A 16,538-nucleotide genomic window follows, 5' to 3' on the forward strand; every position below is an offset into this window, starting at 1 on the left:
TTCACCAAAAGGATGGTTAACCACCATCCCTTTGGTGAACAGATGAATGGCTTCATCTGTCACTTCTAGCTATTTATTCTTTTTCTTCTTTTCTGTATAGTTTAACAGCACCTGCCATCAAACCAATCCCTGCAATTGTAAAGGCAATGGTACCCATACCACCGGTTTCTGGAAGCTTAATTTGTGTCTTATTTAGAATTTCATGTGGATTTGTAACTCCATAAGAATCTGCACTGACTACAAAGTCAAAGTCTGAACGAAGCATATGTCCTGGTAAAGCAACCCGTTCTTCTAAAGAATAGTTTCCGAAAGATAGACCTTCGATTTCAAAGTTCCCATTGGTATCTGAAACTAAGACCATAGGATTAGCAGTTCCATCTCCCCAAGTATAGTTGGTTTGAAGATATTGTTTAGCTGCACCACTGCCGCGGTAGATCCAGAATTCTGCGCCACTAAAATCTTCTAAGGTACTATCGCTAGATGTTTTATCAAATTTAGCGCCACCTGTTTGTGTATATGGAGGTGTTGGATCTGTTTTTGTTTGTGTTCCAGAACCATTATCAAATTCGAATACGAAATTGTTTGGAATTTTTTCGCCCATCTCAGCAGTTTCATTAATTTTAGTATTAAATGATATTTTTAGCATTTTACCAGCGTAATTTGCTAAGTTTTCTTTAGTAAAAGCGACAACTAATGTTCCTCCACCAGTCATTGCCGGTTCTGTTTTGGTAAATTCAACAGCAGTGCCGTCCACAGTAGCTGTTAGGCCTCCAGCATAATCTAAACGTGAATCTAAATCATCAGTAAATTGGAATTCAGTGTAATCGCTAATGTTGGCAGGAATACGAACGTCAATATTCCAATTAACAATTTCTCCTAAGTTAGCAGAAAAGTCATCGTTATCATCATCCGTATTTTCTTTATTTGGTTCGGTTAAAAGGTAGTTATTGAATTTTTTATCTCCTAGTGCATGGATTGTAGCTTCCCCATCTTGAAGATCAGTATCATGATCACCATTTGTTACCTCAAATGTAATTACCTTGTTATTTAAACCGTAAGGGGCATCGACAGCAGTTTCTACAATATAGTAGTTACCTACTTCCAAACCTTGACCTGCATTATCAAAGTAGACACGACCTGTTGCATCATTTGTGTTAACTATTTTTTCTTCAATTAATGTGCCACCTGGTGATGTTCCTTTGTATAGTTTGAATGTAGCTGTTTTATTAGGGTTTTCTTCTTTGTTTTCAAAGAACTTATAGAAGTCTACGGTTGCAACAATGAGCCGGTTTTTTGGATAAACGTGAACTTTTTCTAACCAACCGGTTCCATCTACTTTAGTCATTGGTACATCTACCAAGAAGTTAGGACTTGTATAAGTAACCCCAAATGGCAAGCTCTCTATATCTTCAACAACTAAGTAGCGTCCTGCAGTTAAACCAGGAAATTCAAGTAGTCCATCAGTTCCTGTAACTCCAGTGCCTACTACTGCACCTGCTGGAGTGGTTGTGTCAGTTGCATCATCTGCTACTTTATAAATATTGAAGGTAACACCTGCTAAACCTTTTGTACCAGTAATCGTTAATTCCTCACCATTATGGTTTTCAATATTAGGAATCTCATCGACGTTAAATTGTAATTTATGAATGATTAAATCCCCAGTTGCTGGTCTCCCATTTACCTCTGTGGTTGGCGTGTCATCATCTCCAGATACTGCAGATGTTAGAATTGGTCGCGTTGCGCCGGCGAACATCAACATTGCTAAAAAGATGGTAGCAATCCATTTGAATAGTTTATTCATTTTTCTCTCCTCCTTACTTTTCATTTTTTCTGATAAAGGATAATCCTGCGGTAATCATGATGATAAGACCCATCATTGTAAATATTGGTGTGCCTATTCCCCCTGTTGAAGGAAGAACACTTTGTTTTTTATTTACAATTTCAATTAAAACATTTGGATCTTCTTCATCACTAATGACGATGGTCCATTGTTTACTTGGCAATTGATAATTAGCGGGTGCCTTTGTTTCTACCAACGTGTAAGTGCCATAAGGAATAGACGTAAATACTAATTCTCCATTGACGGTTTTACCTTGAAGAGGATTTCCTTCAATGTCCATTGCAATTGTTCCATCTTCTAGCTGCATTTCAAATTCTGCATCATCCAGTAAGATTGGTTCATTAGGATTCTCTTTATCATATTTAGTGATGGTTAGGGAACCTAATTTTAGTGTGTTTGTAATTTCAAATCCTTCAACAGTAGCTTCGTAATTTGGAACCGATACTTCTTTAATGGTATATACATATTCATTACCTTCAGCATCTAATTTAGGAAGAGTTTCAAATGAACCAGTCCAATCAGCTCCAAAAGTTAATTCTCTGTAGGCTTCTTCAGAGCCGTTTTGATAAAGTCTAACCGTAATACTTTCTGGGCGTGTATTAAATTCATTGTTGTTGTCTACCCAAATTTTCTTAACTGGTATAGAAATTTCATTAAGCTTATTAATAATTATTAAGGGTGAACTTTCTACAGTTTCTTCATTTTCATCAGTAACAACGACCGTTACTTGTCCATCTTCGATTCCAACAACTACTCTGTAAGTTAAGTATTCGTTTATGTATCCATTAGGTGCATTTGTTTCAACCAATGTATAGATACCTTTTGCAAGACCATTGAAAGTAGCAATTCCAGCAGCATTCGTTGTTTGGGTTACTTCTGTATTATTGGAGTCAGTTAATGTAAAGGCAGCTGGATTATTAGTAATAAGATTTCCTTGCTCATCTTTTTTATGAACAATGAGTTGTCCTTTTTTAATTCCTACCTTTATGTATCCGGTTGTTTTACATCCTTGCGCATCTGTTACAACAACACGATAGGTTGTTTGGCTAGTAGGTGTCACAGTTGGATTTCTATCTGTAGAAAATGAAGTTGTTTGATTGCCGAGATACCAAGCGTATGTGTAAGCACCTGTTCCGCCACTTTCTTTCATATAATTATCTTTGCTAGAATTTGTTTCAATTCCCAATTGAATCGAATCACCCAGTAAGATATCAACATCTGTAGTGGCAATTTCCAAACGTAGCGGTACATGAACAGTTGGTACAGGGAAGGTTAGTTTTTGATTGGGGACATTATTTATATCAGTGTAGGTCAATTGAGCAACTTTATTAGTTGGTAATTTGTCTGCTAAATTATTACTTCCTAAAACAGTCTCTTTAGCTTGAACCTTATAGGTTAATTTTGGATTTTGTGCAAGTGTGCCAATGTTCCAGGTAATTGTTCGAGTTGCCAGATTGTAAGTTGCACCTGATGGCAAAGAGCTTTCAATTAAATTGAAATCATCGCCAATTGTGTCAGTAACAATTCCATCCTTACCATAATATTCAATTTGATTGTAAATACTATCAAAAATACTCTCTAAGTCTGTTGCAGTTGGTGCTTCGTAAAAGCCTGAATTCTGCACGTTATTCAAAAAACTACGAGCCGCTGTTAATTGAGCAGGTGACATTCCTTTAGTTAATCCAATAGAGAATAAATTACCATAACTTTTCAGTGAATTAGATGCGGTGATAGCTCGGGTATAGTGAACCGTGTCTGTATTGGTCGTTTCATTATATCGGTAACCATTACTTGCAGTTGGCAATCCATCCGTAAACAAGATAGCCACTTTTGCGGAGTTCGGATTTTGTGGGTTTGCACTTGTAAATGCGTTACGACCCGCAATCAAACCTGCTTCAGTATTCGTACCATTTGCGGGAGTCAAAGCATTAATCTTATTTGTCACATTCGTTAAATTATTAGTAAAAACCTGAGAAATAACAGCTTGACTTTGATCACCATTGGCATACACACTACTAGGTCCATCATATTGAACTACTGAAACACGGTTATTAGGTTTCCCTTGTAATACAAGTGTCGTAAATCGAATTGCGGCAAGTTTTAAAGCTGCCATCCGGTTTTCAGCGCCTATGCCTTCAGCCATACTTCCAGATTTATCGAGTATTAGCACTACATCAACTGGTTTGACGGGTGGAACACCTTTAATATCTAACGTGACTTGGTAAGTCCGGCATCCTTTAATTGCAACTGCTGTTTTATTCAATTCAATCTGCCCAGGTATGTTTGATGATGCTCTCATTTTTTTTGTGATCAATGGAATTGGAAATGTTTGATGGACATAATCTTTTGATACTGGTTCAGCAATGTCGGACTCTTCTTCGTCTTTAGAAGTTTCTGATTCTTTTACTTCCGTTGAGGATTCCTTCATTTCATTTTCAGATTCTTCTGATGAAGATGATTCTGTCATGACTTCTTCAACTTTAGATTCTTTTTCAGATACCATTTCTTCAGAAACTTCTGATTCTACTTCGATAATTTCCTCAGGAATTTCTTCTGGCTCTGAAATAATCTCTTCTACTACTTCTGATTCAACCTCTTCTACTACTGGTTCTTCAGGGATTTCTTCTACTGGTTCTGATTCTTCCACGGTTGGGATTGGGGCGGCAAAGGTAATTGTTTTGGTTAGAGGGGAATTGTATAAGGTGATGGGTCCTTGTGTTTCTTCATCTACTATTTCGATTAATAAACGAAGACTTAAGTTAATAAAACTTTCATCTGTAATATCTGTGCGGAAAGTCACGACTTGCGACTCGGCTGTGGGGGTGAGAGTGGGGTTTTGAATTTGTAAAATTCCTTCTTTATCTTCCTGACTTAAACTTGTCGTAATAGCATAGGGAGCTCCTAGTCCACCACCATTTGCGTCAATTTCTAACTTCATTGCAGATGATTTTTCAGTTGCTGCTTTGTCTAGGTTTACCGTCCATAATACACTTGATTCTTCGGCATCAAGCGTGGCTTGTACCGATGCTTTTCCATCGGGTCCATCGTATAGGACTGTATCCACAACATTTGTCAGAGATTCGGCTTGTACATAATTATTAACATTTCCTACAAAATTGAGGATATTCGGTAATAGAATGACAAGGCTCATCAGCCAAACAAATGCTTTATCGAGATAACGCATACGATTTTCCATATTCTGACCTCCTTTTTGTAAAAGAGAATATGCGAAATAAGCGTGTGGCTAAGTGATTAAATTGTAAGGGAGTGTTAGTATCCATTTGAGGAAAAAGATACAAGTAGATAAATAAGAGGGATAGAGCAAGTGTAGGTACAGAAATAAAAGAATAGAATGGGAACATACGTAGAAAGAATATAGTAGTGATAAGGAGATGGATTATGCTAGTGAATGTGTATTTTAGGAAAGGGATGAGGGATTTTATTGACTAATGTTTATCTTTATGGCTACATTGTAAACTCTTTTGAAACTTAATGCAACCGCTTTCGAACTTTTGTCGGTATTTTTTTAAAAAACGCCAAGATTCCTTTTTAATAAGGAATCTTGGCGTTTTTCACTGTTAGTTTTTATTTAGATACTCTGCATCAATTACTTGGTCTACAATTGCTTGGTAGTTTGCTGGTGAAATGGTTATGTGATCATAAGCATTTAATCCGTGTTCAACTCCAAGTTCATCTGTATATTCATCTAAGAAATAAATTTTAAACTTCCGTTTCAGTACATCATTGTCATTATAGTGATAAGTGAAGTGTGAAATAGTTGGTTTGAAAATAACATTATCGATAAATGTTTCTTCATCTTCCACTACGAAATCAAAGGTTATCATACCACCAAGTGTATTGTAATCTTCTAGCGCATGGGCTAGTAAGTTTCCAAGCGACCAAACGACTAGGGTTTCATTACCGTTTTCCCCCGTTAACCATTCAATTGGTTGAATCATATGCGGATGCGTCCCAATCACAACATCTACTTCTAAATCTGCAAATAGTTGTCCATAATAACGTTGGAAGTCATTGACAACCGTTGTGTCTTCATCTCCCCAGTGGGCAGAAACGATCACAACATCACTTACTTCTTTGGCACGTGCAACATCTTGCCGAATTTGTTCTTCATCAAAGTAAGCAATACGCCAGTCTGTATCTGGTACCATTCCATTAGTTCCATAAGTATAGGCTAGAAAAGAAAAGGTTACGCCATCGCGTTCAATGGTTGGGACGGTAGCGCGGTCTTCTTCTGAAAGGAACGCACCTGTGTAGATAACATCCTCAAATTGATTCCAATAATTGACCGCATGAATGGTTCCTTCTGGACCATAGTCCAAAGTATGATTTGTAGCGCCATTAACCAAATCAAAACCTAAATCCACCATATTTTTACCTAAAGCTTCTGGTGTATTAAAAGAAGGATAACCGGCATAAGGAAAATCCGGTCCGGCAAAAATGGTTTCTTGATTTAAAAATGCTAAATCAGCATTCGCCACTTCATCGCTGATATTTTCATACATATCAGAAAAGTCATAGCTGCCATCTTCTTGCTCACCAGCAAGTATAACATTTTCATGAATAAGGTTGTCCCCCACACCAATAAAAGAAATACGTTTTTCTTCTGGTTCAATGTTGCTTTCTTCCACAACTGTACTCAGTTCACTTTGAGTTGACTCTATTTTTTGACTTTCTTTTACATCGGGTGCCTTTGCACTCGCACAACCCCATAGCGTTAGCATGGAAAATACTGTCAGCCATTTTTTCATTTTTTATTTCCTCCATTATTATAAAACCTTGTGTCATCACCTTAAATTACCACAAAAAAAAAGAGAGTACAAGTTCATAAGCTTGAACTTCTACCTCTTTTCTCTCTATTCTGGTACAAGAATTGTATCCGGATTAATATTTAATTTTTCAGCCATCTCTTCATTTATGACCAAACGAAGGACTTTGGATGATTCTACAGCCATGGTCGCTGGGTCTGCATCGTCTTCTATTATCTCTAAGGCCATTTCGCCTGTTTGGCGACCTAATTCATGATAATCAATCCCATACGTAGCTAGTCCTCCTGCTTCTACTTGCTCAGTGGAAGCTGCAACAACAGGTAACTGGTTGGCTTCAGCTACTTGAGCAACGGTTCCCATTGTACTAGCCAGTGTATTATCTGTTGGAATATAGATGCCTTCTACTTCACTTGCCAGAGATTCCATCGCTTGCATGACCTCGTTTGTAGAGGAAACTGTTTTAAGGACAACCTCTAAATCTGATTCTTCAATAAGACGCGTTGCTTCGTCGCCTTGGATAACCGAATTTGGTTCACTTGAGTTATAAATAATACCGATTTTTTTTGCCTCTGGGGTCAAAGAAAGTAACAGTTTAATCTGTTCTTCAATCGGTCCAGCATCCGTCGTCCCGGTTAAATTGCCGCCAGGTTCCTCAAGATTTGCAACAAGACCTGCATCCACGGGATCAGTAATGGCAGTAAAGAGTATCGGTGTTTCTTGATCCACATTTGCTAAAGAAACCGCAGCTGGCGTTGCAATTGCAAGTATCAAATCATTATCACCAGACAAACGCTCGGACATCGATTGTAGGTTCGATTGGTCGAGCTGGGCATTTTGATAATCGATGTTTAAGTTCTCGCCTTCAGTATAACCTGCTTCGGTTAATACTTCTAAAAAACCTTCTCGGGTGGCATTTAAAGACTCGTGATCCATCAGTTGTAAAATTCCTAAATTTACTGTTTCTGCTGATTCATTTGTACTACTAGTGCACCCTGCTAACACGAGACCTGCTATGACCGTTAATCCTGCTTTTATTGTCCATTTTTCCATCATTTTTATTCCTCCATTTTATCAGTGGGTTTCTTCAATGAATTGCTTCTTTCTAAAACAAAAACCCCATTCAGATATTTATCCATCTGAATGGGGTCTAACTTCAATTGAAGAAAGAAATAAATACTTTCCGCAATTACCACTCAGATTTTCATCTATGTGGCAATTGCTCGCGCAAACTAACTCTAGCCTCATAGATACAAACACTGTTTGTTGTGCTTGTACCCATCAGCGATGATTACAAACACTATCTAAAGAAGCTAAAGAAATAAGTGGATTGTGTTAGAGTTCGTTTAAGCTTTGTCATTTTAAAAACCTCACTGTTGTTTTTTAGTAAAGTCATCATAACCTATAAAAAATGAGAAGTCAATGATAATATGAGAAATAAATGAGTTTATTTTATATCAGTACTCTATTGATGCTTTTATAAACTAAAATAGCTAGAAAAGCTTTTAATAAATCTCCCGGTAAAAATATAAAGACACCAGAATAAAGCATTTGCCAAGGGGTCATCTGTAAGTTCAAAATATAATTTAAAACAAACGCCATATAAGGAGTCCCTATCAAGTAAGTTATTCCGATACCGATAAGAACGAGTAAATAAAGATTTTTCCATCCTTTTTTTGTTTTTAGCCAAGCGATAAGCATTGCCACTACAATAAAAGAAAGTAAAAATCCAAAACTTGGGCCTAGAATAATTTGTGGACCTTTTAATAGAACTGTCATTACAACTGCTAATAGCTGTGTATAAAAAGCGAGATGTGGGAGAAATAATAAACCAGTTAACAAAACAAATAAAGTTTGTAAGGTAATCGCTACAGGTCCTAATGGGATTACTATAAAACTACTGATCACTGTTAAAGCAGCCATCATACTCATACGCGTCATCTCACGCGTCCGTACGGTCATGATTCATATCTCCATTTAATACTCACTTCTCCATACGATAAATTTCGTTGTGATCCATCAGGTAATTGTATTTGTAAGGCTCCTGTATCATCTATTCCACTAGCCAAACCTTCAAGAAGTTGTTTTTGGTCTAAAAAGGATACCTTTTTACCTAAAATAAAACAGCGTTTTCGATATTCATCAAGGTATTGTTTATCATCCATATTTTTATAAAGAATATAGAACTGATTAATTATTTCAGCGATTAAATGGTTTCGGCTAATCTCGCCTTTTTCTTTAAAGAGTGCCCCTACTAAGTCTTGAAGAGTCTCTGGCAAGTCCGGATTTTCAACAATATTCATTCCAATTCCTAACACGATGGATTGAATCGATTGTGTTTCTAAGCTAATAATACCTTCTGTTAAAATCCCCCCCACTTTATAGCCTTCTAAAAAGATATCATTCACCCATTTTATTTGGGGCTTAAGGGAGGTCAACTTCTCGATCGCTTTACAAACAGCTACAGCGGCTACTGTCGTAATTAAAGTGGCATCTTTTTTTGAGTCTAAATCTTTTAAAACGAGACTAAAATAAACTCCCGTTTCAGCTGGTGAATAAAAAGCGCGGCCTAACCTTCCTCGGCCTTCTTCTTGATAATCAGAAACAATTAAAAGATCCTTGTCTAAACTACCGTTTAAACGGCGCTTTGCTTCTGAATTAGTCGAATCTATTTTGGAAAAAACTTCTACATCAATATCAGCATGTATTAAAGGAAGAATGACTGCTGCATTTAAGGAGTCTGTCCTTTGCGTCAAACGATACCCTTTATTAGTAGTTGAAGCCACTTGAAACCCTTCATCTTTTAATGTATTTACAGCCTTCCAAACGGAATTTCTACTGACATTTAATTGACTCGCAATCAACTGACCTGATATAAAGTCTTCACTTGTCTCTAAGATTGCTAATACTCTATCTTTTGTGGACACGGGTTCACCAACTTTCTTATAATACTAGTTAGTGTACGAAGTCATCGAGCTAATGTCAACCCTATTTTTAAAAGGGTGACATTAGACGAAAAAAGATTGGACCAAAGTCCAATCTTTAGGTAATCTCTATGTTTATTGTGGAATGACAGTGACTGTCATAGCTTGACGGCCAAATGCAGTTGCTGTACTTAAATCAGTAATATGAATATCAATACGGTTTCCAACGATCGCTGATCCGGTATCCCCAGCAATGTAAGTCCCATAACCTGGTACAATAACGGTTGATCCCAATGGAATAACACTTGGGTCTACAGCAATAACGGCAGGATTTTGACGTAAGTTAATTCCTGTAAAGGTATAGTCGCTTAGAGATGGTTGGTTTGTTGAATAAGCAGTTGCTTCAACTTGTACTTGGTACCCTTCACCCGAAACTTCTTGAGCGGGTGCTGTATTTGTTTCTACTGGTGCCTCAACAACTGGTTCTTCATATACTTCTACTGGGTTGACAGCTTCTTCTTCAACCGCTTCGTATACTTCAACCGGTGTTTCAACTTCAACCACTTCTTCTTCTTGACTCACATCATAAGATTTTTGCTCTGTTCCTTCGCCAACTGTAACGACTTTTTTATCTGCTGATAAGCGAATTGAGTTTCCAACAATAATCATGTCTGCATTATTAATATTATTTACTTCTACTAATCTATTTAATGGAATATCTGTCGCTTTTGCAATAACTGAAAGGGTGTCTCCCCATGCAAAGGTATATTTACTCCCATTATCATCAGCTTTGATATCTTTTTTAATTTCATCTGCTGTACGGGCTGTCCAAGCTAATTCACTTGCACTTGCTTCAGTTGGTGTCGCAAATGCTAAAATTCCAGAAAAAGCAACGGATGCTCCAGCGATAAATAGTCTTTTTTTCATATTCATAATTATAATTCGACCCTTTCTTTGTTTGCATCTATTGTGCAACTGTTCCTTAAATTTTCGGTTGGTTGTCTTGTTTCACGCCTGCTCTTCTTGAGCCACGTTCATCCTAACACGTTAAAAAGCGAAAGTACGGTTTATCATAGTTTTGTCAATACGCTTTAATATCCTTGTATTACTCTGGCCTTTAAATGACAAGTTTGATGCAACCGTGACAAATATTACTGATCCACTTACTTTTTGTAATATATTATGAAATAGAAAAAGACCACCCTTGGAATTTTTAATTCCAAGGGTGGTCTTTTAAGTTTAATGTTTAATGCGATACTTTAAATCTTTTAAGCCGCAAAGCGTTAAGTAAAACAGATACGGAACTAAAACTCATAGCTGCACCAGCAATCATTGGATTTAGTAATGGACCACCGAATATATAAAGAAGTCCCATCGCTACTGGAATACCTAAGAGGTTATAGGCAAAAGCCCAAAATAAATTTTCTTTGATATTTTTTATAGTCGCTTTACTTAAGGCAATGGCAGTTGGGACATCCATTAAATCACTATGCATCAACACAATATCTGCTGATTCAATCGCCACATCGGTACCCGTTCCAATTGCCATTCCGATATCAGCTTGTGCTAAAGCAGGTGCATCATTAATACCATCACCAACCATTGCTACTTTTTTACCTTCTTCTTGTAAAACTTGTACTTGGTGAGCCTTGTCTTCTGGTAATACTTCACTCACTACCCGATCAATTCCGACTTGTTTAGCAATCGCTTGAGCAGTACGCTCGTTATCACCAGTCATCATCACCACTTCAATTCCCATATCGTGTAATTTGTTAATAGCAGCTAGACTGTTTTCTTTTAAGGTATCTGCTACTGCAATAATCCCTGCCAATTCGTTATCGATAGCAATAAACATCGGTGTTTTACCTTCCATTGCCAAACGATCTGAATCTGTCTGAAAATAATCTAAATCAATATTTTGAACTTCCATCAGAGCACGGTTCCCTAATAATATCCTTTTTTCAGAAACCGTCACTTCAATTCCCTGGCCGGGAATCGCATTAAACGCACTTGCTTTCAATAAAGACATATTTCTATCTTCTGCTGCATTGACAATCGCTTCACCAAGGGGATGTTCAGAGCTTTTTTCGGCAGAAGCTGCCAAAAGAAGCAATTTTTCTTCTTTTATAGTTCTTACTAAAATATCTGTTACTTTAGGTTTTCCTTCAGTGATTGTCCCAGTTTTATCTAAAACAACTGTTTGGATACGATGAGCTGTTTCTAAAGCACCACCACTTTTAATAAGTACACCATTTTCTGCACCTTTTCCAGTTCCGACCATAATAGCAGTTGGCGTTGCTAAACCAAGCGCACATGGACATGCAATGACCAAAACCGAGATAGTGATGGTAAGAGCAAAAACCCATGATTCTTGTCCGAGAAAATACCAAGTAAGTCCAGAAAGTAACGCTAAAACAATAACAATAGGAACGAAAACACCTGATATCTTATCTGCTAATTTTGCGATTGGTGCTTTAGATCCTTGTGCATCCTCTACTAATTTAATGATTTGTGCTAAGGCAGTATCTTTACCAACTTTAGTAGCTTGGTAGCGAATCGTCCCATTTTTATTCATACTTGCCCCAATTACAGAGTCTCCGGTATGTTTTTCAACTGGCATACTTTCACCGGTTATCATTGCCTCATCAATAGCAGTTGTTCCTTCTAGAATAAGGCCATCCACAGGGATTTTTTCACCAGGTCTTACAATAATGACGTCCCCGACGACTACAGCTTCAACTGGAATCTCTACTTCCTTATCTCCTCTTACAATACGGGCAGTTTTAGGTGCAAGCCCCATCAATTTCTTGATTGCTTCAGATGTCTTTCCTTTTGAGACAGCTTCAAAATATTTACCTAACGTTATTAATGTTAGGATAACTGCCGCTGATTCATAATAAAGCGCCATTGCAAATTGGCTAGAACCTAGATAAATAGCTACAGTCGCGTATAAACTATAAATAAATGCTGCACTCGTTCCTAACGCTACTAGGGAGTCCATATTGGGATGCCCTTTAAATAAAGAGCGAAAGCCTACTATAAAAAACGATTTTCCTAAAATCATAACTGGAATAGTCAAAATAAGTTGCGTCATGGCAAAGACAAGTGGTTGATTATTTGGGTTAAGAAAGGTAGGTAGTGGTAATCCAATCATATGTCCCATAGAAATATATAAGAGTGGAATAGTAAACACTGCTGAAAGCCAGAACCGTTGCCACACCGCTTGTATATGCTGTTCTTTTTTTTCTTGAACAGCGTCTACTGCCTCTATACTGTCTACTTCTTCTGTTGCTTTATACCCTGCTTCTGCCACTGCTGCTTTAATATCAGCCACAGTTATACGTGTAGGATCATAGTTGACAACCATTTTTTCAGTTGCTAAATTGACTGCTGCATTCCCACTTCCAACAAGTTTTAAGGTTGTATTTTCGACTGTTTGAGCACAAGAAGCACAGGTCATTCCTTCCACAGCTAAGCGAATTGTTTTGAGTGGCTTGACCATTTTGTAACCTGCGTCCGAAACGGCTGCATCTATAGAAGAAATTGAAACATCATCAGCCATTTCAATATTTAATTTTTCAGTTGCTAAGTTGACAGATGCTTGCGTAACACCTGCTACTTTACTAGCAGCTTTTTCAACTGTCTGCGCACAGGACGCACAAGACATCCCTTCAATGACGAACGATTCTTTTTTCATTTTCATTCTCCTTCATATAACTGTTATGACATTGGCATTGGCCTGGTAAACAATCACAAAAAATCTTTTCGACTGCCTGTTCTTTTTTCTTTTGGAGAATATCTTCTATTAATTGAATATCATCTCGGCTAAGAGTGGCTTGCTCAATCTGATTTGCAAGCGTAGCACCAACTTTGGTAGCACAAATATGTTCAAAGACGTCTGTAGCAAGAGCATTAATACTATCCTCTTCTGATATCATCGCGCTGTATAAGTATTTTTTCCCTTGTTTTTTTGTTGAAACAAACCCTTTTTCAACGAGTCTACCAATTAATGTTTTTACGGTTGCAGACTTCCAGTTCATTTGTTCGCTTAAGACTTCTGTAATAAAACGACTTGTAGCCGGCTGGTTTGTCCAGATAACGCGCATAATTTCCCATTCAGCTTCAGTAATTTTAACGGCTGGGGTAGTTTGCATTTGTATTTCCCCTCTCTGTTTACACTTGTAATCTATAATAACAGTTTACATCTGTAACCTTTTATTGTCAAGGATTCTAGAATAAAAAAAAGGCTTAAGACAAATGTCTCAAACCTTCCTTAGAAGCGATTAATGTAACGTTGCGAGCGCACCCATTGGATCCCACGGTTCCAATTTAATAACTGGTTCATCTAAAGCTTCTAACCATTTTGAATCAATGTATTTTTTATTTACAGCAATTTGATAATTATATTCATCAAACCACGCATCTTCCATAGAAAAAATACCTTTATCACCGACTGCGTCGCCCCAACTATTTTCAACTTTCCATTTAATTGGTTTTCCATTCGCATCTAAATCTACGCCAACAAACACCATCGCATGAGTGAGTAAGCTTTCTCCATAATCTAATCGTTCTGCTTTATTAAGCAGAATATCTTGTCCTAAAACAAGATCATAGACATAAGTTTGGCTGTCCATAATACCATGTTTACGTTCAGACATTTTCCCGACATCACAACCGAACCAAACCGGTTCGCCTGCTTGAATAGATCGAATCGCTGCCTCTTTTAACGCTTCGATCGGTGCATTGATATAAGTGACGGGTTTTGCTTCCCTAACAGTTCCTAAATATCTAACTGTATAGGCGCGTTTATAGGGTTTATCTGCAGTTGGTGCATTTAAGAGACTCACCATATTTTCTAAATCCCAGCCTACGTATGTCTGGAAAAATTCCCGTGGTGTTATGTCCTGGATGCGTTGGAAATTTCCATCTTTATCACGGTATTCATAGGTAAAGGTTTCAGGAACTTCACCCAATGCTTTGACAAGTAAACTGTAAATAAAGTAGAGCATTTCTTCTTTTTCTTCATGTAATTGCTCAACTGTATGACCTGCTTGAGAGCTGTTTCTTAACTCTTTGGCGAACTGACGCAATTTAGAAGTTAATAATTGATTCAAAGTTGCTGTTCGAGAAGAATGATAGGTCTCAGGCATAGCCGATTTAGGTACGGCTCCATATTTTTGAAGAATTCCTGAAAACATATCCCACTGTCCACCATCTTGGACTGGATCTGTTAATAAATGCGCAAGTAACCGTGAATCTAACGGTTCCTCACTTGTTTCTAAAATGGATTCTAAAAAATAATTTGCTTTTTCCAGTTTATCCCAAAACAGCGTGTAGTTTTGAGAAAATTCGAAATGATCAACATTTAACTGCTTCATTGTATCCACACGCGCAGTGTTTAAGGCTGCAAACATCCAACAACGTCCGGATTGTTTTTGATTCGTCATCTTGCCTATTTTTGTTTCATCACTAAAGACGAAATTATGACGGCGTAAAACTTCGTTATTAAAAGCTGTATCCTCAAAGCCAACGCGGGCAACAGCATTTTTTATCGTCTGGTCTTCTTTGCTCGTTGCGAAACGGGATTTAAATTCTGTTAGCATATCTGTATGAATCATAAAATAACTTCCCTTCTATATAAATTCCTGTCCCTCTATGTTACGCCTCTTTCCAATGACTTACAATAAAAAAAGCACCCAAATTAATGGACGCTTTCTTTTATAAAACATGAGGATGGTTCAAATTGAAATTTACTTTTTGGTTTTTTTCCCCAAATTTCAATCTTAATTGACCCTTCTTCTACATTAATGGGGCATCTGATACGCCCTTTGATTATAGGTATGTCTAAGTATATATTCCCATTATGAAAAACTTTCACTCGCTCAGGCTGTGCATTCATTGAATATAAAGCCTTAGTAGCAGCGTCAATACAAGACTCAGCTCTTACCTCAGTTGAGTGAATAAATTCGCTATTAGTGAATAATTTCTCATCCATTTAATAAAAACTCCTTTTATTTTTGAAAACGCTGTATACTTGTTCGTTAAATTAACTTATATAAGATACCACCTTACTCGTCATTTGTCAAATAAAGCCAAAAGAGAGAGTGGAACAAGCGTTCCATTCTCTCTTCTTTAGTCTGCTACACTTTCGATAATTTTTTCAATTGTATTTAGGAGACTATCGGTATCATTATGACCAATTTCATAAGCGGCAACTTCTTTAACGCTTGGTGTTGCATTTTCCATTGCATAACTATGCGTCACACTTTGTAACATTGCAATGTCATTTGGGCTATCGCCAAATGCTGCACTCTCGCCAGCTGAAATGGCCCATCTTTCTTGAAGTAATTTCATACCTAAACCTTTGTCAACATCATTCAATAGAAGATCAATGAAACCATTTCCACTCGCCAAAGGAGTTAGAACATCACCCAGTTCATCATTTAAATAAGTAACCATTTCAGAAACATCTTCTACTCCAAAGTTTGAGGTAAACTTAACGATCTCATCTGTGACCTCATCAAAATGGTCCACTTTTTCTAGTTCAATATAGAATTTCTTGAAAAGATTGAGGTATTTCTCGTCTGTCTCTTTTAAGACATAAGCTTTCTCTTTTCCACAAATCGCAAAAGCAACCTTACCGTCACCATAAGCTTGCAAGGCCCGAATGGCTCTACGAACAATCGAATCCTTCATTACAGCTAGATACAACTCTTTGCCATCATCGTATACGTAGGCACCATTTTCCGCTATAAATGTTATCTCTGACTCTAACCCTTCAAAGTAGTTTAATAGTTGTGGCAATTGATTACCACTCGCGCAAATAAAATGGATATTCTTCTCTTTCATGCGCTTAAGTAGTGACTCAAAATAAGGGCGATTATACGACATCTCAGTATTTAAAAATGTGCCATCCATATCAACTGCAATTAATTTTATTGACATCATCCCACTCCTTTTAATTATACCTTTCTAGTTTAACAAAAAAAC

General features: G+C 37.3%; 12 protein-coding genes. All 12 read right to left on the reverse strand.

Annotation, left to right across the window (positions count from 1 at the left end; all coding sequences use genetic code 11):
• Nucleotides 1-73: 73 nt before the first annotated feature.
• A complete protein-coding gene (locus BW727_RS06525; protein ID WP_062468643.1) occupies nt 74-1,801 on the reverse strand; it encodes an isopeptide-forming domain-containing fimbrial protein in 1,728 nt (575 codons plus the stop codon).
• A gap of 13 nt (nt 1,802-1,814) precedes the next feature.
• Complete coding sequence (locus tag BW727_RS06530) at nt 1,815-5,036, reverse strand: SpaA isopeptide-forming pilin-related protein (protein WP_062468641.1); 3,222 nt, start codon at nt 5,034-5,036, stop codon at nt 1,815-1,817.
• A gap of 382 nt (nt 5,037-5,418) precedes the next feature.
• A complete protein-coding gene (locus tag BW727_RS06535; protein WP_062468637.1) occupies nt 5,419-6,609 on the reverse strand; it encodes a CapA family protein in 1,191 nt (396 codons plus the stop codon).
• Nucleotides 6,610-6,714: 105 nt separating this feature from the next.
• The gene (locus tag BW727_RS06540; RefSeq protein WP_062468874.1) at nt 6,715-7,677 is read right to left on the reverse strand and encodes an ABC transporter substrate binding protein; all 963 of its coding nucleotides are present in this window, start codon (nt 7,675-7,677) and stop codon (nt 6,715-6,717) included.
• Nucleotides 7,678-8,076: 399 nt separating this feature from the next.
• Complete coding sequence (locus tag BW727_RS06545; protein ID WP_062468634.1) at nt 8,077-8,586, reverse strand: biotin transporter BioY; 510 nt, start codon at nt 8,584-8,586, stop codon at nt 8,077-8,079.
• The gene (locus BW727_RS06550) at nt 8,583-9,551 is read right to left on the reverse strand and encodes a biotin--[acetyl-CoA-carboxylase] ligase (RefSeq protein WP_062468631.1); all 969 of its coding nucleotides are present in this window, start codon (nt 9,549-9,551) and stop codon (nt 8,583-8,585) included. Before BW727_RS06550 ends, BW727_RS06545 begins: the two co-directional genes overlap by 4 nt.
• A gap of 132 nt (nt 9,552-9,683) precedes the next feature.
• The gene (locus BW727_RS06555; protein WP_227807165.1) at nt 9,684-10,481 is read right to left on the reverse strand and encodes a 3D domain-containing protein; all 798 of its coding nucleotides are present in this window, start codon (nt 10,479-10,481) and stop codon (nt 9,684-9,686) included.
• Between the two features lie 313 nt (nt 10,482-10,794).
• Nucleotides 10,795-13,245 (reverse strand): heavy metal translocating P-type ATPase, encoded by a 2,451-nt coding sequence (locus BW727_RS06560; RefSeq protein ID WP_062468628.1) that lies wholly within the window; start codon nt 13,243-13,245, stop codon nt 10,795-10,797.
• Entirely contained in the window at nt 13,220-13,702 is a 483-nt protein-coding gene (locus tag BW727_RS06565) for a CopY/TcrY family copper transport repressor (protein WP_062468625.1), read from the reverse strand. The genes BW727_RS06560 and BW727_RS06565 overlap by 26 nt, the downstream gene beginning before the upstream one ends.
• Before the next feature lie 129 nt (nt 13,703-13,831).
• Complete coding sequence (locus tag BW727_RS06570) at nt 13,832-15,166, reverse strand: C1 family peptidase (protein WP_062468624.1); 1,335 nt, start codon at nt 15,164-15,166, stop codon at nt 13,832-13,834.
• Between the two features lie 83 nt (nt 15,167-15,249).
• The gene (locus BW727_RS06575) at nt 15,250-15,543 is read right to left on the reverse strand and encodes a hypothetical protein (protein WP_062468622.1); all 294 of its coding nucleotides are present in this window, start codon (nt 15,541-15,543) and stop codon (nt 15,250-15,252) included.
• Between the two features lie 137 nt (nt 15,544-15,680).
• Nucleotides 15,681-16,493 (reverse strand): Cof-type HAD-IIB family hydrolase, encoded by an 813-nt coding sequence (locus BW727_RS06580; protein ID WP_062468619.1) that lies wholly within the window; start codon nt 16,491-16,493, stop codon nt 15,681-15,683.
• Nucleotides 16,494-16,538: the final 45 nt, after the last annotated feature.

The organism is Jeotgalibaca dankookensis (assembly GCF_002005405.1).
Taxonomy (GTDB): Bacteria; Bacillota; Bacilli; order Lactobacillales; family Aerococcaceae; genus Jeotgalibaca; species Jeotgalibaca dankookensis.

Coding starts and splice junctions, on each gene's coding strand:
- BW727_RS06525 (WP_062468643.1), bottom strand. CDS start 1,801: ATGAATAAACTATTCAAATGGATTGCTACCATCTTTTTAGCAATGTTG.
- BW727_RS06530 (WP_062468641.1), bottom strand. CDS start 5,036: ATGGAAAATCGTATGCGTTATCTCGATAAAGCATTTGTTTGGCTGATG.
- BW727_RS06535 (WP_062468637.1), bottom strand. CDS start 6,609: ATGAAAAAATGGCTGACAGTATTTTCCATGCTAACGCTATGGGGTTGT.
- BW727_RS06540 (WP_062468874.1), bottom strand. CDS start 7,677: ATGGAAAAATGGACAATAAAAGCAGGATTAACGGTCATAGCAGGTCTC.
- BW727_RS06545 (WP_062468634.1), bottom strand. CDS start 8,586: ATGACCGTACGGACGCGTGAGATGACGCGTATGAGTATGATGGCTGCT.
- BW727_RS06555 (WP_227807165.1), bottom strand. CDS start 10,481: ATGAATATGAAAAAAAGACTATTTATCGCTGGAGCATCCGTTGCTTTT.
- BW727_RS06560 (WP_062468628.1), bottom strand. CDS start 13,245: ATGAAAAAAGAATCGTTCGTCATTGAAGGGATGTCTTGTGCGTCCTGT.
- BW727_RS06565 (WP_062468625.1), bottom strand. CDS start 13,702: ATGCAAACTACCCCAGCCGTTAAAATTACTGAAGCTGAATGGGAAATT.
- BW727_RS06570 (WP_062468624.1), bottom strand. CDS start 15,166: ATGATTCATACAGATATGCTAACAGAATTTAAATCCCGTTTCGCAACG.
- BW727_RS06575 (WP_062468622.1), bottom strand. CDS start 15,543: ATGGATGAGAAATTATTCACTAATAGCGAATTTATTCACTCAACTGAG.
- BW727_RS06580 (WP_062468619.1), bottom strand. CDS start 16,493: ATGTCAATAAAATTAATTGCAGTTGATATGGATGGCACATTTTTAAAT.